The 20262-nt window shown below is 71.5% G+C and carries 17 protein-coding genes; 7 read left to right on the top strand and 10 right to left on the bottom strand.

The genetic code is table 11. The annotated features are described in order from the left end of the window. Positions 1 to 83: 83 nt before the first annotated feature. On the top strand, positions 84 to 2591 hold the full coding sequence (locus tag QF034_RS17250) for a tetratricopeptide repeat protein (RefSeq protein WP_307175813.1): 2508 nt from the start codon (positions 84 to 86) through the stop codon (positions 2589 to 2591). A 251-nt stretch (positions 2592 to 2842) separates the two neighbouring features. Here the strand turns inward: QF034_RS17250 and QF034_RS17245 are convergent, their stop codons facing one another. Next, positions 2843 to 3037 carry a DUF397 domain-containing protein gene (locus tag QF034_RS17245; RefSeq protein WP_307175812.1) on the bottom strand — a complete coding sequence of 65 codons (195 nt, stop codon included), beginning with the start codon at positions 3035 to 3037 and terminating at the stop codon, positions 2843 to 2845. Further along, the gene (locus QF034_RS17240) at positions 3034 to 3846 is read right to left on the bottom strand and encodes a helix-turn-helix domain-containing protein (RefSeq protein ID WP_307175811.1); all 813 of its coding nucleotides are present in this window, start codon (positions 3844 to 3846) and stop codon (positions 3034 to 3036) included. Before QF034_RS17240 ends, QF034_RS17245 begins: the two co-directional genes overlap by 4 nt. A gap of 113 nt (positions 3847 to 3959) precedes the next feature. Between QF034_RS17240 and QF034_RS17235 the strand changes: the two genes are divergently transcribed. Continuing rightward, on the top strand, positions 3960 to 4442 hold the full coding sequence (locus QF034_RS17235; RefSeq protein WP_307175810.1) for an ATP-binding protein: 483 nt from the start codon (positions 3960 to 3962) through the stop codon (positions 4440 to 4442). Here the strand turns inward: QF034_RS17235 and QF034_RS17230 are convergent. After that, positions 4378 to 5187, bottom strand: coding sequence for an alpha/beta fold hydrolase (locus QF034_RS17230; protein WP_307175809.1), 810 nt, complete (start codon positions 5185 to 5187; stop codon positions 4378 to 4380). The two genes, QF034_RS17235 and QF034_RS17230, sit on opposite strands and share 65 nt — an antisense overlap. Positions 5188 to 5236: 49 nt before the next feature. Continuing rightward, positions 5237 to 5902 carry a DUF4097 family beta strand repeat-containing protein gene (locus tag QF034_RS17225; RefSeq protein ID WP_307175808.1) on the bottom strand — a complete coding sequence of 222 codons (666 nt, stop codon included), beginning with the start codon at positions 5900 to 5902 and terminating at the stop codon, positions 5237 to 5239. A 261-nt stretch (positions 5903 to 6163) separates the two neighbouring features. On the opposite strand from QF034_RS17225, the gene QF034_RS17220 reads away from it, so the two are divergent. Next, complete coding sequence (locus QF034_RS17220; protein WP_307175807.1) at positions 6164 to 7279, top strand: ADP-ribosylglycohydrolase family protein; 1116 nt, start codon at positions 6164 to 6166, stop codon at positions 7277 to 7279. 472 nt (positions 7280 to 7751) lie between these two features. Here the strand turns inward: QF034_RS17220 and QF034_RS17215 are convergent, their stop codons facing one another. Continuing rightward, complete coding sequence (locus tag QF034_RS17215) at positions 7752 to 9326, bottom strand: sodium:solute symporter family protein (protein ID WP_307175806.1); 1575 nt, start codon at positions 9324 to 9326, stop codon at positions 7752 to 7754. Positions 9327 to 9488: 162 nt separating this feature from the next. Next, entirely contained in the window at positions 9489 to 10274 is a 786-nt protein-coding gene (locus tag QF034_RS17210) for an SDR family oxidoreductase (protein WP_307175805.1), read from the bottom strand. 77 nt (positions 10275 to 10351) lie between these two features. On the opposite strand from QF034_RS17210, the gene QF034_RS17205 reads away from it, so the two are divergent. After that, complete coding sequence (locus QF034_RS17205) at positions 10352 to 11191, top strand: hypothetical protein (RefSeq protein WP_307175804.1); 840 nt, start codon at positions 10352 to 10354, stop codon at positions 11189 to 11191. A gap of 3 nt (positions 11192 to 11194) precedes the next feature. On the opposite strand, the gene QF034_RS17200 is transcribed toward QF034_RS17205, so the two are convergent. Together QF034_RS17200 and QF034_RS17195 are read right to left on the bottom strand one after the other, a co-directional pair. Next, positions 11195 to 13042 (bottom strand): DUF8823 domain-containing protein, encoded by a 1848-nt coding sequence (locus tag QF034_RS17200; protein ID WP_307175803.1) that lies wholly within the window; start codon positions 13040 to 13042, stop codon positions 11195 to 11197. 183 nt (positions 13043 to 13225) lie between these two features. Next, a complete protein-coding gene (locus QF034_RS17195; RefSeq protein ID WP_307175802.1) occupies positions 13226 to 16219 on the bottom strand; it encodes a D-alanyl-D-alanine carboxypeptidase in 2994 nt (997 codons plus the stop codon). 236 nt (positions 16220 to 16455) lie between these two features. On the opposite strand from QF034_RS17195, the gene QF034_RS17190 reads away from it, so the two are divergent. The 3 genes from QF034_RS17190 (at position 16456) to QF034_RS17180 (ending at position 18700) form a co-directional block, all read left to right on the top strand. Continuing rightward, positions 16456 to 17211: a GOLPH3/VPS74 family protein gene (locus QF034_RS17190; RefSeq protein WP_306966089.1), complete on the top strand. Its 756-nt coding sequence runs from the start codon at positions 16456 to 16458 to the stop codon at positions 17209 to 17211. Between the two features lie 231 nt (positions 17212 to 17442). Continuing rightward, positions 17443 to 18300, top strand: coding sequence for a helix-turn-helix domain-containing protein (locus QF034_RS17185; RefSeq protein ID WP_307175801.1), 858 nt, complete (start codon positions 17443 to 17445; stop codon positions 18298 to 18300). Between the two features lie 208 nt (positions 18301 to 18508). Further along, positions 18509 to 18700 carry a DUF397 domain-containing protein gene (locus QF034_RS17180; protein ID WP_010035575.1) on the top strand — a complete coding sequence of 64 codons (192 nt, stop codon included), beginning with the start codon at positions 18509 to 18511 and terminating at the stop codon, positions 18698 to 18700. A 105-nt stretch (positions 18701 to 18805) separates the two neighbouring features. Here the strand turns inward: QF034_RS17180 and QF034_RS17175 are convergent, their stop codons facing one another. Both QF034_RS17175 and QF034_RS17170 read right to left on the bottom strand, forming a co-directional pair. Beyond that, positions 18806 to 19684 (bottom strand): MerR family transcriptional regulator, encoded by an 879-nt coding sequence (locus QF034_RS17175; RefSeq protein ID WP_307175800.1) that lies wholly within the window; start codon positions 19682 to 19684, stop codon positions 18806 to 18808. A gap of 70 nt (positions 19685 to 19754) precedes the next feature. Continuing rightward, positions 19755 to 20258 carry a glutathione peroxidase gene (locus QF034_RS17170; RefSeq protein ID WP_307175799.1) on the bottom strand — a complete coding sequence of 168 codons (504 nt, stop codon included), beginning with the start codon at positions 20256 to 20258 and terminating at the stop codon, positions 19755 to 19757. Positions 20259 to 20262: the final 4 nt, after the last annotated feature.

The raw sequence follows: 20262 nt of genomic DNA, 5'->3' as shown, positions 1-20262 counted from the left end.
CCGATCATTCTTCCCGAGCGGCGGTGGCCGACGCGACAGAATGACGGCGGAAGCCGGACGGGCGAGACGAGGGGGACGTACGGATGGCGCAGGCCAGGCCGTCGATGCAGGACCTGATACGGCAGCGGACCCGGGCCGGATTCGTCGGCCGGGCCGCTGAACGGGCCCTGTTCCGCGCGAACTTCGACACTCCTCCGCACGACGAACGCCACCGCTTCCGCTTCCATGTCCACGGCAACGCGGGCGTCGGAAAGACCTTCCTCCTACGGGAGTTGGAACAGATCGCCCGCGAACAGGGCGCGCTGACCGCGTACGTGGACGACAGCGCCGGCAGCGTGCCGGAGGCGATGGCCGAGATCAGCCGCCAGTTCACCGCGCAGGGCCACCGGCCCAAGGAACTGAACCGCCTGCTCGCCGCCCACGACGAACGCAGGCACGAGGCGGAACTGGCCGCGCTCGCCGCGCTGGACGCGCGGGCGGAGGACGCGGGCCCGTCGGCGGGCGGCAGGGCGGTCGCCCGGGCCGGGGTGGTCGCCATGGGCATGGTCCCGGTGGTCGGCCCGTTCGCCGGCATGCTCGACTCCGACCAACTCGCGGGCGGCGTCGACCGGTTCCGGGAGAGCGTCCTGGCCCGCTTCCGCGACCACGAGGACGTGCGGCTGGTCCTCGCCCCCGAGCAGGTGCTCACACCGGTGCTCCTGCGCGAACTCACGGAGGCCGCCGCCTCGGCTCCCTGGATCGCCCTCTTCCTCGACACGTACGAGCGGACCGGCCCTTACCTGGACCACTGGCTGCACGAGACGATGGTGACCGACCGCCACGGCGCCATGCCGGCCACGACCGTCGTCGTCACGGCGGGCCAACGCCCCCTGGACATGGCCCTGTGGGGCGGCCTGACGGACTTCGTGACGGACGTCGCGCTGTCCCCCTTCACCGAGGCGGAGGCACGCGGCCTGCTCGCCGGCAAGGGCGTGACCGCCGAACCGGTCGTCGAGGAGGTCCTGCGCCTCACCGGCGGCCTCCCCGTCCTGGTCTCCACCCTCGCCGAATCCCGCCCCGCCGACCCGGACGACGTGGACGACCCGAGCGCCACGGCGGTGGAACGCTTCCTGAAGTGGGAGCGCGACCCGGCACGACGAGCGGCCGCACTTGCCTGCGCGCTGCCCAGATGGCTGGACGCGGACGTGTTCCGGGCGGTCACCGACTGCCCCCAGGAGCAACTGGAGCCGCTCTACGCCTGGTTGCGAGGCATGCCGTTCGTCGGCGAGCGCGGTGGGGGACGCCTGCGCTACCACGACGTCGTACGGGCACCGATGCTGCGCGCGCAGCGCAGCCGGTCGCCCCGCGAGTGGGCCGAGCGGCAGCGGCGCCTGGCGCGGACGTTCGGCGGCTGGCGGGAGGAGACCGAGGCCGGCGGGGCCGAGCCGTGGGCCGACGAGACGTGGCGGAGCCTGCGCCTGGCCGAGGTGTACCACCTCCTCTGCGCCGGTGAGCGGGACGCGTTGCCGCAGGCCCTGCGGGACTTCGTCCACGCCTGCGACGCCGGTGCGGGCGTGGCCGCGCAGTGGGCGCGTGCGCTGGTGGACGCGGGACACGACGCGGACACGGCGGCGGTGGCCGAGTGGGGCACCGAACTGACGGCGGCCCTCGACACGGAGGGAACCCTCACCGCACTCGGCCTGCTCCTGCGCCGCGCGGTGCTCGACGCTCCGGCCCAGGCCCGGGCCCGGGTCGTACGGGGTGACGAGCTGCGCGGCCGGGCCGCGTACCCGCAGGCTCTCGCCGAGTACGACCGGGCCGTCGCCCTGGATCCGGAGCTGGCCGTCGCCTACCGTCACCGGGCCGGGATCCGCAGGGAGCTGGGCGACGACGACGCCGCGATCGCCGACCTGGACCGGGCCGTCGCGCTGGAGCCGGACAACTCCTGGTACGTCGCCCTGCGCGGCGAACACCACCGGCTCGCCCGGCACCATGCCGAGGCCATACGCGACCTGAGCGAAGCGATCCGCCTCGATGCGGCCAACGAGTTCGCCTGGGCCTCCCGGGGAGCCACGCACGAACGCCACGGAGACCTGGACGCCGCCCTCCGCGACCTGGGCCGGGCACTGGACCTCAAGCCGGACTACGCCTGGGCGCTCGCCCGCCGCGCCCGGGCCTGGCGCGCGCTGGGCGACCCCCGACGCCAACTCGCCGACCTCGACCACGCCCTCGCCCTGAGCCCCGACTGGCCCTGGGCCCGCTGCCAACGCGGCGACGCGCTGCGCGCCCAGGGCCGCGACGAGGAGGCTGTCGCCGACTTCGACCGAGCCCTGTCCCTGGACCCCGCCTACGCCTCGGCGTACGCGAGCCGGGGCGCGTCCCACGCCGGCCTCGGCCGCCACGCGGAGGCCCTCGCCGATCTGAACCGGGCGGTGGAACTCCGGCCGGGGTACGTCTGGGCGCTGTGCCGCCGGGCGGTCCTGCTCGCGCTCATGGGGCGCCTCGAGCAGGCACGGGCCGATGTGGAAAGGGTCCGGGAACTGGACTCCGAGGCACTGGAACGCCTTTCGGATACCGACCGTGCGGTATTGGTGTCGGTCCTCACCGGGTGAACGGCATGCGAATTAGCTGTGTGCGGATGTAATTCGACCGTGACGTATCGCGTCGTGGCCGGGTAATATTCCACACCTCAACACCCCTGCATTCAGAGGAGGCATCGGTGTTTGACGAGCGCAAAGAAGCGGAAATGAGGCTGTACTCGGAGGCCCTGGCCCGGGAACTCGCTCTGAAGAAGGAGCGAGCGGAGGCCGAGGAGAACGACACGACCCCCGACCCTGAAACGGCCCCCGCCCGGGACTGAGACTCAGCGCCCCACCGCGAACTCCAGGAATTCGGACCAGGCACCATCGGTAAATGCCAGGCGGGCGGCGTCCTTGTTCTTGGAGTCGCGGATGTGGACGGTGGGGTGGTGGGCGGGGGATATGGCGACCTCGACGCAATCGGGGCCGTCGTTTCCGCTGTAGCTGCTCTTGATCCACGTCAGTGGGGTGGGCGTCATGTCTCTTCTCCCAGCACTTTTTCGATGAAGGCCAGTGACTCGCGGGGCGAGAGGGCCTGCGCCCGGATCATGCCATAGCGCATATCGAGAACCTGTACGTCCTTTGGGTCGCTGATCACGCGGTCGTACAGCTGGCTTTCCGTGTGACCGAGCGCCTTGCCGTCCTGGAGCTTCAGCAGCCGGAACGAGCCCATCACAGCCGCGTGGTCCTCCCTGTCCATGGGCATCACTTGGATCTCGACGTGCCGCAACTCCGCCACTTCCAACAGGTGTTCGAGCTGTCGGCGCAACACCATCTTGCCCCCGAAGGGTCGCCGCAGCGTCATCTCTTCCTGGACAAAGGTGACCAGCGGTCGGGGTACCCGATCGAAGACGGCCTTCCGTGCCATGCGTGCGGCCACGTGACGTTCGATCTCATCCTCGGTGTAGGCCGGCCGCCGCATGGCGTACAACGCCTGGGCGTACTCCGGCGTCTGCAACAGCCCGTGGATGTGCAGAGCTGCGTAGGCCCCGAGTTCGACCGCCTGGTCCTCCAGCTTCGTCAGGTCCCGCACGGTCTTCGGATACCGGGCCTTCTCCACGTCCTCCTTCATCGCTGAGATCTTGCCCCCGGCGCCGAGCACCTCATCGGTCTTGTCCAGGAAGTCCGGCTTGGGGATCCGCCTCGCCCGCTCCACGGACGAAACCATCTCCTCGCCGTACCCGATCGCCGAGCCCAGCTCCGTCTGCTTCAACCCGGCGGCCTCGCGCCACATCTTGATCTGCCGCCCGACCGTCCTGAGCACGGCCGCCGCTTCCTCGTCCTCCACGCCTTCCCCTCCTGACGTACGAGCCGTACGACCCCGCCACCCGTCCGGACAGTCACCCTCCGTACCGGGGTCGTTGCTGTTCAGGGTAGGGAGGTCCGGCCACGCTGGGTGACATGAGTCAGAGATCCCTCGCCCAAATCACCGCTCCCACGCGCCACTTCGCAGTGCAGCTGTCCGCTACTCGAAGAGGTGCTCGACTGGCCCGCCTGCTCACCGAACGCCAACTCGACGAGTGGGGCGAGCCGTACGAGGCTGCCGCGCAGGTGGTGGCGGAGCTGGCGTCCAACGCCGTACTGCATGGACGGGTCCGGGGCAGGGACTTCCGGCTGCGACTGGCGCTGCGAGCCGATCGCACTCTCCGTATCGAGGTCACCGACGCCCGGGGCGACGGGGTCCCGCGCATTCAGGCCCCGGTGGAGCAGGACGCGGAAGGAGGACGCGGCTTGCGCATCGTCGAGGCGTACGCGGACCGCTGGGGCGTGGCGGAGGCGCCGGCCCACGGCAAGACGGTGTGGGCCGAACTGGCCATGATCAGCGCCCCCCGTGAGCGGCGACCTCGCGTACGGACTCGGCGATGGCCCGGAAGTCCTTCTTGAGGAGCGCGCCGTGGTTGCTGGGGACCTTCGCGCTGATCCGGATGTTCGGGTTGCGGACGGTCACCGCATCGAGGCCGGCGCGTATCCGTTCCTGCTCGTCACCGCGGCTTCCGAAGGACGTCCCCGAAGCGACCACATACCGCACCGGGACGGTGATGCCGTCCAGCACGGGGCCCAGCTCGCGCTCCCGGGAGAGCCTGCCGAGCTCGATGTTGCTCTCGGCCTGCTGTGCGGCGGTCATCCGCGGGGTCAGGCCCGTCGGGCGCAGCAGCGGCATGAACCAGCCCAGCCGCCGGAACAGCTTCCGGATCCGCTGCTCCATGGCCTCGTCCAGCCAGTCGTACGGGAACGCGCCGTCGACCAGGACCGCCCCCACGGCACGCTCCGGATTCCGGTCGGCCCAGTGAGCCGCGACGACCGCCCCGTAGGACCAGCCGATCACCAGCGCCCGGTCCACGCCGCGGGCCGCGAGAACGGCGTCGACATCACGGACGGCGGCCTCGAAGGAGTAGTCCGCCGAACGCTTCGACCTGCCGCGGGCCCGCTCGTCGTAGGTGATGTGCCGCCACCCCGCCCCCAGTTCGGCGATGACCCGCCGCCAGTACCCCTGGGTGGCGAACTGGCCGTTGAGGTAGACCACCGGGATCCCGGGCCCGCCGGTGTCGGTGACGGCCAGGGCCGTGTCGTCGACCGGCACCATGCCGGTCCATGCCGAACCGGTCGCGGACGTGCTGTTCTTCGTCATGTGTTCCCCCTGGTGATGAGTTCGGCCGGACAGTTCCGGCGCTGCTCGTTCAGAGACTGCGGGCGGTGATGTCGCCGTGCGAGGTGGTGGCGCGGATGTCGAGTCCGGTGGTGCCGTCGTTCTTGAGGGAGTTGCTGACACGGCCGTAGCCGGTGTCCGCGTCCAGGGCGGCCGAGACGCCGGCGGCGGCGACGACCGAGATGTCACCGGACTGCGTGCGCAGCACGACCGTGCCGCCCAGAGCCTCGGCGATCCGGATGTCGCCCCTCGCGGTGCTGATCTCCGCGGGGCCGCCCAGCCGGCCGACCTCGACGTCGCCGTCGGTCGCGGTGAGCCGGACGCCCGCGGCCTCGTCGATCTTGATCCGGCGGTACGCGCCCTCGAAGACGACGTCGCCGAGCCGCCCGACGCCGCGCAGCTCGGTGCTGTCGGCCTTGGCCTCGACGCGGGAGCCGGCGGGCAGCCGCACCGTGACCTCCACGGCTCCGGAGGGGCCGAGGAGCCGGCCGGCGGAGGCCGATGCCCTGATCCGCAGGACACCGTCGGCGTAGGTGACGGCGGTCTGCTCGGCGGCCTTGGTGTCGCGGCTCCTGGAGGGGTCGGCGGGCAGCACCTCGACGGTGGTGTCGGCGCGGTCCGCGGCGATGAACTGGACACGTCCGGCGGGGATGTCCAGGACGGCGGTGATCGGGGCGGGAGTGGCGAACTTCTGCATCGTGCTCTCCTCTGACTCGTTGTTTCGAACGATGGAAAAGCTACGTTGCGTTCGCCGATTCAGCAATGCATTCGTTGCGTGGAGACGTGGAATGCGCAGGTCACCCCCGAAGAATCGTTGCAACGGCTAGGAAATCAAAGCAACAACCCGGGGGAGGGTGTTGCAATGGGTGGAAAGTGAACGCACTGCGGGCCGCCTGTCGTCCCCGTTCGATTACAGTGCTGAGCTGTCGTACGTATGGACGGTCCCTGGGAGGTCAAGGTGGGTGCGACTGCCGGTGCCGTCTGGGGGCGTACGGAGCAGCAGGACTTTCGCAGCAGGGTGCGCGGGACGTTGCTCGGGCTGGCCGTCGGGGACGCGCTGGGCGCGCCCGTGGACGGGCTGGGGATCGACGGGATCAGGGAGGAGTACGGGGCGGAGGGGCTGGTCGATCTGGCTCCCGCCTATGGCAGACGCGGTGCCGTCACCCATCTCACCCAGCTCACCCTGTTCTCCGTGGACGGGCTGATCCGGGCCCAGGTGCGACGGGACACCGGCGCCTGGCATCCGCCGACCGACCTGCACCGGGCCTATCTGCGCTGGGCCGCCACCCAGCGGGACTGGGGGCCCGACCTGCGGCGCAAGGACGACGGGTGGCTCGCGCGGGAGGAGTGGCTGTACGCGCGCAGGGACCCGAGCAAGGCGCTGCTCCTCGGGCTCGCCGACGCGACCATGGGGACGCCCGAGGCGCCCAAGAACCCCGGTGAGCTCGGGCCGGAGGCCGCAGCCCGGTCCGCCCCGTTCGGGCTGCTCGTGGGCTGGGAGCCGCAGCTCGTCGTCCAGCTCGCGGTGGAGTGCGCGGCGCAGACCCACGGGCATCCGACGGCGTATCTCGCGGCGGGTGCGTACGCCGTGATCGTGCACGCGCTCGCCCTCGGGGAGAGTCTCGACGGTGCCGTGCAGCGGGGCTTCGCCCTGCTGGCCGCCCGGCCCGGGCACCAGCCCGTGTCGGACGCGCTCCAGCACGCGCTCGGTGCCGTAAGGCAGGGGCTGCCCGGGCCGGAGCGCGTGGCGGAGCTGTGCGCGGCCGGTACGGCGGAGAGCCTCGTCGGTGCCGCCGTGTACTGCGCCCTCGTCGCCGCCGACGTCCGGCACGGGCTGACCCTCGCCGTCAACCACGACGGCCCCTCGGCCGCCACCGGCGCGCTGACGGGCGCGCTGCTCGGTGCCCTGCACGGCGAGACGGCCCTCCCCCCGGCCTGGCTGGCCGAGCTGGAGGGCCGTCCCACGATCCTGGAGCTGGCCGACGACTTCGCCATGGAGATGACCCAGGGCCCGGCCCTGCACAGCCCGGCGGGCGCGTCCCCGGGGTGGCTGGCGCGCTACCCCCGGGCATGAATCCGCGCTACCCCCGGGCGTGAACCCGCACTACATCAGCGTGAACCCGCGCCCCCGGGCGTGAACCACAGGACGGCCCCCTCGCAGGACGGCCGCGCCGCCGGACGGCCTCCTCGCTGGACGGCCGCGCGCAGGGCGGCCCCAGGCTGGATGGCCCCCGGCTGGACGGCCCCCCGGCTGGACGGCCCCCCGGCAGGGCGACCGCCCGCTGGACGGCCCCCCGGCAGGGCGGCCTCCTCGCTGGACGGCCCCCCGCTGGACGGCCGCGCCGCAGGGCGGCCCCCGGCTGGACGGCCCCCCGGCTGGACGGCCCCGGCAGGGCGACCCCCCGCTGGACGCCCCCCCCGCTGGACGGCCCCGGCAGGGCGACCCCCCGCTGGACGGCCCCCGCAGGGCGCCCCCCCCCCGCTGGACCCCCCCGCAGGGCGACCGCCCCGCAGGACGGCCGCCCCCCGGCGTACGCACCCCGCCGCTACTCCTTGCCCGGCGTCGCCCCCACCACGCCGTCCGCCGCGCCGGCCGGTGTCGGGATCGCGGCCGACGCCGCCCCGTCCCCGTCCGTGTTGATCTTCTCGATGAGCGCCAGCCGCTCCGGGGTGTCCTCCGGCTTGATGTAGCCGACGAGGATGTAGAGGACCAGCGACACCGCCAGCGGGATCGACACCTGGTACTGGAGCGGCACGCCGCCCTCGACGTTCCAGTGGATCGGGTAGTTCACCAGCCAGAAGGCGAGCAGGCCCATCGACCAGCTGACGAGGGCCGCGGTCGGGCCGGAGCGGCGGAACGCCCGCAGCAGGCCCAGCATCATCGGGATCGCCATCGGGCCCATCAGTCCGGCCACCCACTTGATGACGACCGTGATGATGTCCTTGAACGCCGGGGAGTTGACCTGCGTCGCCGCCGCCATGGACAGGCCGAGGAAGACGACCGTCGCGACCCGGGCGACCCGCAGGCCCTGGCTCTGGTTCCAGGCCCGGGCCCGGGCCCAGATCACCGGCGCGCAGTCCCGGGTGAACACGGCCGCGATGGCGTTGGCGTCCGAGGAGCACATGGCCATGGTGTGCGAGAAGAAGCCGACGATGACCAGGCCCAGCAGGCCGTGGGGGAGGAGCTGTTCGGTCATCAGGGCGTAGGAGTCGGAGCCGTCGGCCTTCTGCGACTCGACCAGCAGCGGGGACATCCACATGGGGAAGAACAGCACCAGCGGCCAGACCAGCCAGAGGATCGCCGACAGCCGGGCGGACCGCTCGGCCTCCTTGGCGTTCGGCGTGGCCATGTAGCGCTGGGCCTGGTTGAGCATGCCGCCGTTGTACTCGAAGAGCTTGATGAAGAGGAACGCGAGCAGGAAGACCGTGCCGTACGGGCCGACCAGCGGCTTCTCGTGGCCCTGGAGCTCGGGGGAGTCCCAGACGCCGAAGAAGCCGCCGTGGTCGTCGAGCCGTACGACCACCGCCACGAACATCGCGACGCCGGCCAGCAACTGGATGATGAACTGGCCGAGTTCGGTCAGCGCGTCCGCCCACAGGCCGCCGATGGTGCAGTAGACCGCGGTGATCGCGCCGGTGATGAGAATGCCCTGGTTGAGGGAGATCCCCGTGAAGACGGACAGCAGCGTCGCGATCGCCGCCCACTTCGCGCCCACGTCCACGATCTTCAGCAGCATGCCGGACCAGGCCAGCGCCTGCTGCGTCTTCAGGTCGTAGCGGTTCTTCAAGTACTCCAGCGGGGAGGCCACATGGAGTCGCGAGCGGAGCCGGTTGATGCGCGGCGCGAACAGCTTCGAGCCGATGGCGATGCCGAGGGCGATCGGGAAGGACCAGGTGACGAAGGACGTGACGCCGTAGGTGTAGGCGATGCCCGCGTACCCGGTGAACATCACCGCGCTGTAGCCCGACATGTGGTGCGAGATGCCGGAGAGCCACCACGGCATCTTGCCGCCGGCGGTGAAGAAGTCGCTGACGTTGTCCACGCGTTTGTGCGACCAGACGCCGATCGCGACCATCACGGCGAAGTAGCCGATGAGCACGGCCCAGTCGAGACCGTTCATGAGTCCCCTTCCACGGGTGCGCCGCCAGGGTCAGGCATGTGAACTCTGGGTTGGGTGACGTGCGCACGGCAAGGAAGAGGAAGGTCAAGAGACCGTAAAAAAGTTCGGTGAGGTGACTTGCATTTATATATCTGAACCGTGTCGCCTGGCTGGAAATCGCCCTCAGCGCATCAGCTCACCCGCGTTCACCAGCAGCGACTGGCCCGTGATCGCCCGTGCCCGGTCCGAGGCCAGGAACACCGCCGCGTCCGCCACGTCCGCATCCGTCGCCGGCTCCGGCAGCGCCATACGATCCGTCAGCCTGCCCAGCACCTCCGCCTCCGACACGCCCTCCGAGCCGGCGGCGAACCGTACGTACGCCCGCACCGGCGGACCCCACATCCAGCCCGGCAGCACGGTGTTGACCCGGATCCGGTACGGCCCCAGCTCGCGCGCCAGCGAGTACATCGCGCTCGTCAACGCCCCCTTCGACGCCGCGTACGCCGCCTGCCGCACCTGCGACGGAGCCGCCACCGCCGACTGCGTCCCGATGAACACGACGGACCCGCCGCCCTGCTTGAGCGACGGCAGACAGGCCCGGGTCATCCGCAGCGTGCCCAGCAGGTTCACGTCCAGGACGGAGCGCCAGGTCTCGAAGTCCGCGTCCTCCAGACCGCCGAAGCAACTGTCCAGCGCGGCCACATGCACCACCGCGTCGATCCGCCCGAACCGCTCCCGCGCCAGCCCCGCCAGCGCCTCGCACTGCGCCTCGTCGGTGATGTCGGTCGCCCGGTACGCCGTGCGCGACCCGTCCGGATCGAGTTCGGCCGCCGTCTTCGCCAGTTGCGCCTCCGTACGCGCCCCGAGCACGGCCCGGCCCCCGTCCCGCACGACGGCCGCCGCCACCTGCCGCCCCAGCCCGGCCCCGACCCCCGACACGACGACCGTCTTCCCCGCGAGCAGCGACATCGAAGCCTCCCGGAACCCTGGCGCAATATCTGACGGAGCGTCAGAGTATGAGCCAGCCGCCAACAGAGGGGAAGGGCATGAGCGACGACACCCGCAGCGAGCTGTACGCCGAACTGGCCGCCGTCGGCCCCTACGGCACCCACCCCGGCCACGCCCTGATCACCCTGGTCGAACCGCACCCGGGCCACGAGTACGCCTACAACCGCTGGTACGAGGACGACCACTACTACGCCGGTGCGATGGCCATGCCCTGGATGTACGCCGGCCGCCGTTGGGTCGCCACCAGGGACCTGCAACTCCTGCGCTACCCCGAGAAGTCGGCGATCGCCCGGCCCGTCACCACGGGCTGCTACCTCTCCACGTACTGGATCACCGACGGCCGCTACGACGACCACATGCGCTGGACGGTCGCCATCAACAAGCGCCTGGGCCGCGACGGCCGCGTCTACCACGACCGCACCCACGTCCTCACCGCGTTCCACGACCACGAGGCGACGGTCTACCGGGACGGGGCGGCGGGCCCGCGCGACGTCCACGCCCTCGACCACCCCTACGCCGGCCTGGTCCTCCAGGTCGTCGAGGCAGGCACCCCCGAGCAGCGCCCGCGGCTGCTGGAGTGGCTGCGCTCCCGCCACCTGCCCAAGCGGCTCGCGGGCTCCCCGGCGGCGCTGGTGACCGTCTTCCGCCCGACCCCGCTCCCCGGCGACCGCATGACCTACGTCAAGCAGGTCGAGGGCGTCGACACCCGGCTGACCCTGCTGTGGTTCCTCCAGACGGACCCGAGGGAGTGCTGGGACCCCTGCTTCACGGACCTGGACGCGGCGGTGGCGGAGTCGGGGCTGGGGCGAGTGGAACTGGTGGCGCCGTTCATCCCGACCGTGCCGGGCACCGACACCCACGTGGACCGGCTCCGCTGAGGGTCAGCGCAGTTCCTCCGGGCAGGGCGTTCCCCTGGGCAGCTGGTACGGGGCCGCCAGGCGGTACGTGCCCGCCCTGGGGGCCAGCAGCTCCGTCCACTTGTCGCCCTGGGCGTCCTCCTCGGTCTCCGTCAGGCAGCCGTTGACGTTGACGTACGTCTTCGGCTCGTCCTCGGGGCGCTCCCTGGAGGCCTGTGTCTCCTGGGGCGGCTTCAGGCTCTTGCCCTCCGCGTCGACGATGCTCAGCCAGGGGGAGTAGGGGATACGGACCAGGATGCGGCCCGGCTTCTTCACCCGGAGGATCATCTCGCCCTGCTCGGCCCGGTCGACCACGGCGTTCGGCTCGGCGAGGGGCGTCGGGGCGGTCACCTTGAACAGCTGCCATTGGTCGTCGCCCCAGATCTGGGTCAGATACGGCAGCCCGCGCCGCACCAGCGCCCGCTCCCGCTGACCCCCGTCACCGTCCGGCTCGTCCTTCGGCAGCACCACGTAGTGCACCGCCCAGCGCTTGAGCCACTCGTGGTAGTTCGCCGAGTTGAGCGTGTCGTCGTAGAAGAGGGGGTTGCGCTCCATGTCGGCCTGCCGGTTCCAGCCGCGGGCCAGGTTGACGTACGGGGCGAGGGCGGAGGCCTCGCGGTGGGAGCGGGCGGGGACGACCTCCACGCGGCCCTTCTCGGCGCCGACCTCCTGCAACTCGTTCACCAGCGGGGCCAGCTCGCGCGACCAGGACGCCGCCGGGGCCGTGTGCACGATGTCGTCGACCGTCTTGTAGCCGATCCACACGGCGAAACCGACGAGCGCGACGACGCCCGCGTACCACTTGCGGCTGCGCGGCACCGTGAACGGCAGCGCGGCGACCAGCGCCACCCCGGCGAACAGCATCGCCAGCCGCGTGATGTTCGAACCGATCTGGGAGCTGACCAGCCACACCAGCACGACCCCCAGCCCGTACACCGCGGCCGTGACCCGGACCGTCTTCCAGTCCTCGGGCACCAGGACGAAGACGAGGACCGAGAACGCGAGCGGCAGCAGCACCGAGCCGAACGTCATCGGCTGCGTCCCCGAGAACGGGAACAGCCACGCCGACACCGCCACCACCGCACTCGGCGCCAGCCCCAGCGCCCACGCGCCCGGCCGCCGCTTCTGCAGGAACAGCGCCGCCGCGACCAGGCCCACGAACAGACCCGCGACCGGCGACGCCATGGTGGCCAGCGCGGCCAGCGGCGCCGCGCACAGGGCCTTCGCCCAGCGCTTGTAACGCCACCGGTAGGGCCAGCAGAACACGACCGCGACCGCGCCGAGCGCGAACATCATGCCCAGACCGAACGTCACCCGCCCGGACACCGCGTTGCAGAACAGCCCGAACACGCCCGCCAGTGACGCCCACAGGGGGTTGCGGACGGAGCGGCTGCGCAGCAGGAGCAGGGTCAGCAGCCCCGCCGAGACCGTCCCCGCGATCATCATCGTCGTCCGCACGCCGAGCACCGACATCAGATACGGCGACACGACGCTGTACGACACCGGGTGCATCCCGCCGTACCAGGCGAGGTTGTACGCCGAGTCCGGGTGCCGGCCGACGAACTCCGCCCAGGCGTCCTGCGCGGCCAGATCGCCGCCGCTGTTCGCGAACGTGAAGAACCAGAGGACGTGGAGCAGTCCGGCGAGGCCCGTGACGGACAGGACCGGGTGCCGCAACATGCGCTCACGCAGCGTCAGGACGAGGGTCCGCAGCCGGTCCTCACGGCCGTCCCGGCTGCCGCCTTCCCCGGCTGCGGGCAGGCGTATTCGCGGGCCGGCGGATACCGGGCCCGGATCGGCGTCGTCGGCGCGTGTCGGCTCCGCAGTGGCCACTCGAAGGCACTCCCCGTTGTCCCGTCTTCTGTTCTCGTCTTCTCTTCCGGCTCTTCCCGGCCGTGTCCCGTCGGTCAGCGGTCCACGGCCTGCCCGGTTCGCGACGCTAGCACGCACCCCGCCGGGCGGCGCCCGGACGGGCCGTCACTCGGCGGGGTGCGGTGGTGCGGGCCGGCCCGGCTCTCAGCCGAGGCGGGTGAGCTTGTCCGCGAAGCCCGGCTCCACGAGATCCTTCTGCAGGGCGACCGGAACCTTGACCGCGCTGCTGCTGCCGTCACCGACGGTGAGCGTGCCCACCTTCGTGCCGGCCTTCGCCGTGTGCGGCAGGTCGTCCGCGGCGAACGTCAGCTTGACGGACAGGCCCGCCCAGCCGACGGCCGTGACGTCCTCGGTGGCGACGACCGGCGTACGGCCGCCGAGACCGTCGTCGGCGTACCCGACGACGTCGCCCTTCTTCAGGATCGTCGCCGACTCCAGCGCGCCCTGCGCGGCCTTGATCAGCCGGTCGCCCTCGTAGAGCGCGGCGCCCAGGATGGTGTTGTCCGGGCCGCCGGCGGGCTGGCGCACCACGGCGCCGACGATCCGGTGGGTCTCGCCGTCGACGTCCTTCCTCGCCGAGAAGACGAGGTTGCCGAGCGCGGAGGTGGTGGTGCCGGTCTTGATGCCGGTGACGTCGTTGTAGCCGACCAGGCGGTTCCAGTTGTCGTGCTTGGTGCCCTTGTAGTCGACGTACGACATCATCGCGGCGACCTCACGGAAGGCGGGCTGCTCCATGGCCGCCTTGCCGAGCTTCACCTGGTCCACGGCCGTGGACACGGTGGTGTTGTTCAGGCCCGACGGGTCGGTGTACGTCGTGTTCTTCATGCCGAGGTCCTGGGCGGCGTCGTTCATCTTCCGCACGAACGCCTTCTCGGAACCCGCGTCCCAGCGGGCGAGCAGGCGCGCCACGTTGTTCGCGGAAGCGATCAGGATGCTCTCCAGCGCCTCCCGCTGGCTGATCTTGTCGCCCTTGGTGACGTCGACGGTGGACTCCTGGCCGGCGTCGGACTGGTCCTCGGCGGCCTGGTCGATCTCGATCTTCGGCCCGTCCTGACCGCTCTTGAGCGGGTGATCGCGCAGGATCACATAGGCGGTCATGACCTTGGCGACGCTCGCGATCGGCACGGGCTTCTGCTCGCCGGACGACCCGAACGAGCCGATGCCCTGCACGTCCAGCGCGGCCTGGCCCTTGGCCGGCCAGGGGATGTCGACCTTGCCGCCCTCGAAGGTGTAGCTGTCCTCGGCGGTGAGGTCCAGGGTGGGCGCCGGCAGCGGGCGCACGCTCTGCACGACGCCGAGGAGGACCACCAGAAGCAGCACCAGCGGCGTCCAGATCTTCACCCGCCGCACGGCCGTCCGCAGCGGGGTGTCCGGCGGCGGCGGGGTGTTCGTCAGTTCGGCCAGCAGGTCCAGCGGCGGCCGCGGCGGCAGGGGCTGCTGGGTGGTCCGCTCGGGGCCGACGGCGGGCACGGGTGCGGTGGCGTCGGCGGGGGCGGGCGGAGTGGCTTTGGCGGCCGGAGTGGCCTGTCCGGCCTGTGCACCGGCCTGTGCACCGGTCGCCGGCTTCCGCGTCGACGGATCGTCCAGCGGCTTGAGCGCGACGAACTTACTGGTCCGCTCGGCTTCCTTCTCGGGTTCCTTCCCAGGCTTGGTCTTGGCGTCCTTGGCGGCCCCGCCCAGCTTCAGCATGGTGGTGGGCTGATCGACCGGGGGCCGCACGGCCTTGAAGACGGCGGTGGGCTGGTCGACGGGGGGTGGGGTGTCGCCCTTGTCGGTGTCGGAGTCGTCCGACTTGGAGGCGTCGTCGGTGTCGTCGGCGGGGGCGCTGTCCGCGGAGGCGGCCTCGGAATCGCCCGCGCCGCCGGTGGCGGAACGGTCCGCCTCCGGCTCGTCGGCCTCTTCCCGCCCATCCCGGGCCTGGGCACCGTCGCCCTTCGGCTGCTCCTGGACGCCGGCGCCGTCCTCGGCAGCGTCGTCCGTGTCTTCGGCCTCTCGGTCGTCCCGATCGTCTGCGCCGGCCTCAGCAGGCTTCTCAGGCTTCTGGGCGTCCGTGTCGGCCTCTGCGGCCTCTTCCGCCCTCTCAGCCGCCTCCTGGCCGTCCTCAGAGCCCTTGTCGGCGCCCTCGGCTGCCGCGGGCTCCTCGTCCTGGTCGGCCGACGCGACCCACGCGGCCACGGCGTCCCGCAGCCGCCCGTCACTGGCGGCGGCGTCACCCCCGCGCTCACCGGAGCCGGAGCCCTTCACAGACTCCTGGGACGCGTCGACCGCCGCGCCCTCGGCCTCGGCGTCCTGCTCGGCGTCATCCGCCGCGCCCGCACCGCTGACGTCCTGCTCGGTGTCACCGGCCGTGTCGGCCTCGCCCGCGTCCTGTTCGGTGTCAGCCGAGCCCGCGGCATCCGCGCCGCCGTCGTCCGGCCCGGCGTCCGTCGCCGAGTCCGCCTCGTCCGCGCCTCGCTGGGCGTCAGTCACCGTCCCCTCGGCGTCCGCGTCGTTCTCGTCCCGCTCGGCGTCGCCGTCGGCCGGCCCGGCGTCAGCCGCCGAGTCCGCCTGGCCGGCGTCCCGCTCGGCGCCCGCGCCGCTCACACCCTGCTCGGTGTCGGCCTCGCCGGCGTCCCGCTTGGCGTCAGCCGTGCCATCGGCATCCGCGTCGCCGTCGTCCGGCCCGGCGTCCGTCGCCGAGTCCGCCTCGTCCGCGCCTCGCTGGGCGTCAGTCACCGTCCCCTCGGCGTCCGCGTCGCTCTCGTCCCGCTCGGCGCCCGCGCCGCTCACACCCTGCTCGGTGTCAGCTTCGCCGGCGTCCTGCTCGGCGTCGGCCGTGCCCGCGGTGCCCGCGTCGTCGGCGCCCCGCTCGGCGTCCGCCACCGCGTCCGTCTCGCTCTCGTCCCGCTCGGCGCCGGCCGCCGGCTCGGCGTCCGACGTCTCCGTCGGCTTCTCCGCCGTCCGGGTGGAGAACACGCGGGTCGCCGTGTCGGCGCCGCCGCGCTTCGTGGACCTCTCCGTGTCCCGGGCCACCGCGAGGCGCGGGTCACGCTTGGGTGGGGCCTCGCTCCTGGCCTCGGGAACCGGACTCGCGCTCCCCGACGTCGGTTCTGCCGACGACTCGCGCTGCTTCGACCTGTCGGGGGACTCGCCCGCCACCGATGCCTCCTCCTCGCGCCGCACTCCCCGCGTGCGCGTACCGAACCGTGAACCGCCGCCCGTGACACCGCTCCAGGCGCTGTCCGAACCATGTACCAGTGTCCTGTGCGCGCACTGAACCCATCCGGTAGACGAGAACGACATACCTACTGGTTCCACTACGAACCGGTCACGCACCCTCGACAGACCATTGTGAGAGGGGTCACCCTGTCATTCATCCACGCGGGGAGGCATGGATGGGCAGGAGCCGCAGAACACTTCCGGAGGAGCTTCTGCTGCTGGCATTGGACCCGACCACGGGTACCACTGCGCAGCCGCAGTCGCTCGACCTCGGTCTGGCCGGAGCACAGCTAGTGGAGCTGGCACTGGCCGGACGGATAGCCCCAGACGGGGATCGTATCGCCGTGGTTGTACCACGGCCGACTGGAGATCCAACGTTGGACTGCGCGTTGGAGTTGCTGCGTAGGCGCGGCGCTCCCGTGCGGGCAGTGAACTGGATTGGCGGGCCGCGTCTCGGGCTCCGCCAGACCTACCTCTCGCATCTGGAGCGGTGCGGCATGGTGCATGCCGTGGCCGGCCAGATGTGCGGAGTGCTGCCGACGACTCGCTACCAGGCGACGGACACGGAGATCAGCCGGGAGATCAGGGCCCGGCTGGACTCGGCGATCCGCACCGGCGTACCGCCGGACCCGCGGACCGCCGCGCTCGCCGCCCTGGCACACGCGGTCGGCCTCGGCAAGCACCTGTACCCGGGCAACGAGGGGCGTTCCTCTCGGTCCCGGCTGCGGGATCTGATCAGGCACGACCCCATGGGCGGTCTCGTCGCGCACGCCGTGATGGACGTCCAGAACGGCGTGGCGGCGCAGCCGCGCCGCAGCCCGGCCCCGTCCGGCCGTCAGGCCGCCGGCGGAGCCAGGTCCGCAGCGGAACCCGCCCGAGGCGTTCCGATGCAGCCGCGCCACGGGAGCATGGCGCGCGCCGTGGCCCACTGAGCCGCGGACCCACAGCACCACGCAGTACCCCAGAACCCGGTCACGGGAGCCGCTGTCCGAGCGGGGCGGGGAGAGCACACACTCTCCCCGCCCCGCTCGGCGTGCCCTGTCCGAACTGGGCGTGTACCCGTCGCATATCCACCGTTTCCCAGCGGTAGGAAGCACCTTGGTGGCAGTCTGCTCAACAGCAGATACGCAAAGTAGAGGCACGCAGCCGGAGGTGCACGTCCCGTGGCGTCCAATGTCAATCCCACCGTCAGGCGGCGCCGGCTGGGCCAGGAGCTGCGCAGGCTCCGTGAGCTCAAGGGCATGACGGCCGAGGAGGTCGCCGAGCGGCTGCTGGTCTCGCAGTCGAAGATCAGCCGGCTGGAGAACGGCCGGCGCAGCATCAGCCAGCGCGACGTGCGGGACCTGTGCGGGGTCTACGAGGTCGAGGACCAGCGGATCGTCGACTCGCTGATGCAGATGGCCAAGGACTCCCGGCAGCAGGGCTGGTGGCACGCCTTCGGGGACATCCCGTACAGCGTCTACATCGGCCTGGAGACGGACGCCGAGTCGCTCAGGGTCTACGAACCCCAGATCATCACCGGCCTGCTGCAGACGCGTGCGTACGCCGAGGCCATCATCCGGGGCGGCTCGCCCGAGGCCTCGGAGGCGGACAACGACAAGCGCGTCGAGGTCCGGCTGCGCCGGCAGGGACGTATCACCGCCGAGACGGACCCGCTGCGGCTGTGGGTGGTCCTGGACGAGGCGTCCCTGCACCGGACCGTCGGGAGCCGGCAGGTGATGCGCGAGCAGCTGGAGCACCTCATCGAGATGTCGCAGCTGCCCCACATCACCGTGCAGGTGCTGCCGTTCGAGGTCGGCGCGCACGCCGGCATCAACGGCCAGTACTCGATCCTGGAGTTCGCCGACGCGGCCGACTCCAGCGTGGTGTACATCGAGGGCGTGACCAGCGACCTGTACCTGGAGAAGCCGCTCGACGTGCAGAAGTACACGGTGATGTACGAGCACCTGCGCGCGCAGTCGCTGAACGTGGACCAGTCGCGGCAGCTCATCGAGCGCCGGGCGAAGGAGTACGCGCGCTGACCTTCCGTGGCGCGCTCCATGGTGCACGACCTTCCGTCCGGCAAAGTGCGGGATGCTACACCCCTGCCACGCCTGCCTGTAAGTCTCCCCTGGAATATGCCATCCGGTCGAGTGAATGACTGCTCCGAACGAGGATGTTGGCGAGTAGCGTCGATCACGCCAACCACCAGCACGGGTTGGCGTAAACGCAACTGGCTACGGAGCGAACATGGCAATTCGTCTGGGCGCCACGGAAACGTGGACGACGTCCTCCTACACCAACAACAACGGCGCCTGTGTGATGGTCAGGTCGACCGTCGAAGAGGCCCTGGAGCTCGGGGACACCAAGATCCCCGAGGGCCCCAAGCTGGCCTTTCCCGCCGACGCGTGGAGCGCTTTCGTGGCCTCGGTCAAGGCCTGAGCCACCGCTGGACAACAGCACAAGCACCACCGAAGAGCCCTCTCGACCAGCTTCGCCGTCCTTGCCGAGAGGGCTCCGCTTGTGCCCGCGGGCGCCTGAGGGCGATCAGCTCACCGGGAACGCCACGTCGCACACCGGGTCCTCGGCTCCCGCCGCCTCCCAGTCCGCGAAGTACAGCTCACGGCACGGGCCGGCCGGGGTCAGTCCCTGTGCCGCCATCCACTCCTCCACCGCCTCGAACGCGGCCAGGATCTGCGGGTGCGCCACCTGCGCCTTGGTGATCCGGGTGTACGCCAGCCGCCGGGCCGGCTCCACCCGCACCGCCGTCTCCCACGCCCGGCCGTGCCGCTCCGCCCACGCCCGTGCCGCCGCCTCGTCGGCGACCGGCACGCACGCCTCGGCGGGGCCGTCGCTCTCCATCGACACCTCGGCGTGGTAGGCGACGTACGGCACCCCGCTCACGCCCCCGCACTCCCGGGCCGCCGCCTCCAGCCGGCCCAGCGAAGCCCCGATCCACGCGGGCAGCTCGTCCGCCAGCGTGTGCCGCTTCTCGGTGATCACCACCTGCTCGGGCACGTCCACCGTCTCGACCGCGAACCTCTGGTACATCTCGGAGCTCCTCCCCGACAGTCGTCCACGGAGGTACTCGGCGAGCGTCCGCTGCCCCGCCACCCGCGCCTCGACATCCGCCCAGTACGCGCCGAGCAGCCCGGCCGCCGTCGGCCCGTCGCCCGCCGCGACCACCTCGGCGATCCGGGCGAGCGGCATGTCCAGCTGCCGCAGCATGGCCACCAGCCGGGCCCGTTCGACCTGTCCGGCGCGGTAGTAGCGGTAGCCGGTGGCCTCGTCGACGTGCGCCGGGGACAGCAGCCCCAGCCGGTCGTACAGCCGCAGGGCCTTGGCCGACAGCCGGGCGCGCGCGGCGAACGCCCCGATGGTGAGCAGGTCACGGTCCGGTACGTCCACCACGGCATCCTCCGTCATCGGGCGGCTCTTCCGCCCGATGACAAGGAGGCTCGGCCCTGCCCCAGGGGCAAGGTCAACGGGGCCGTATTCAGGCCAGCTGCGCCTCGATCGCCGTCACGAGCTCCGTGGCCTCGGGCTCGGTCTGCGGGGAGAAGCGGGCGACGACCGTGCCGTCCCGGCCGATCAGGAACTTCTCGAAGTTCCAGCGGATGTCCCCGCTGTGCCCCTCGGCGTCGGCGAAGCCGGTCAGGCGCTCGTACAGCGGGTGCCGGTTCTCGCCGTTGACCTCGACCTTCTCGGTCATCGGGAACGTCACGCCGTAGGTCGCCGAGCAGAACTCGGCGATCTCCTCGGCGCTGCCGGGCTCCTGCCCGAGGAACTGGTTGCAGGGCACGCCGAGGACGGTGAAACCGCGCTCGGCATAGCGCTCGTGGAGCTTCTCCAGCCCGTTGTACTGCGGGGTCAGGCCGCACTTGGAGGCCACGTTCACCACCAGCACCGCCTTGCCCGCGTACTGGGACAGGTCGGCGGAACCGCCCTGGAGGGCACCGATCTCGACGTCGAGGGGAGAGGAACCGTTGCTAGTTGTCATGAGC

The organism is Streptomyces africanus, from assembly GCF_030816955.1.
Taxonomy (GTDB): domain Bacteria; phylum Actinomycetota; class Actinomycetes; order Streptomycetales; family Streptomycetaceae; genus Streptomyces; species Streptomyces africanus.
Note: the sequence above shows the minus strand (reverse complement) of the source record. Positions and strands in the feature narration are given on the sequence as shown.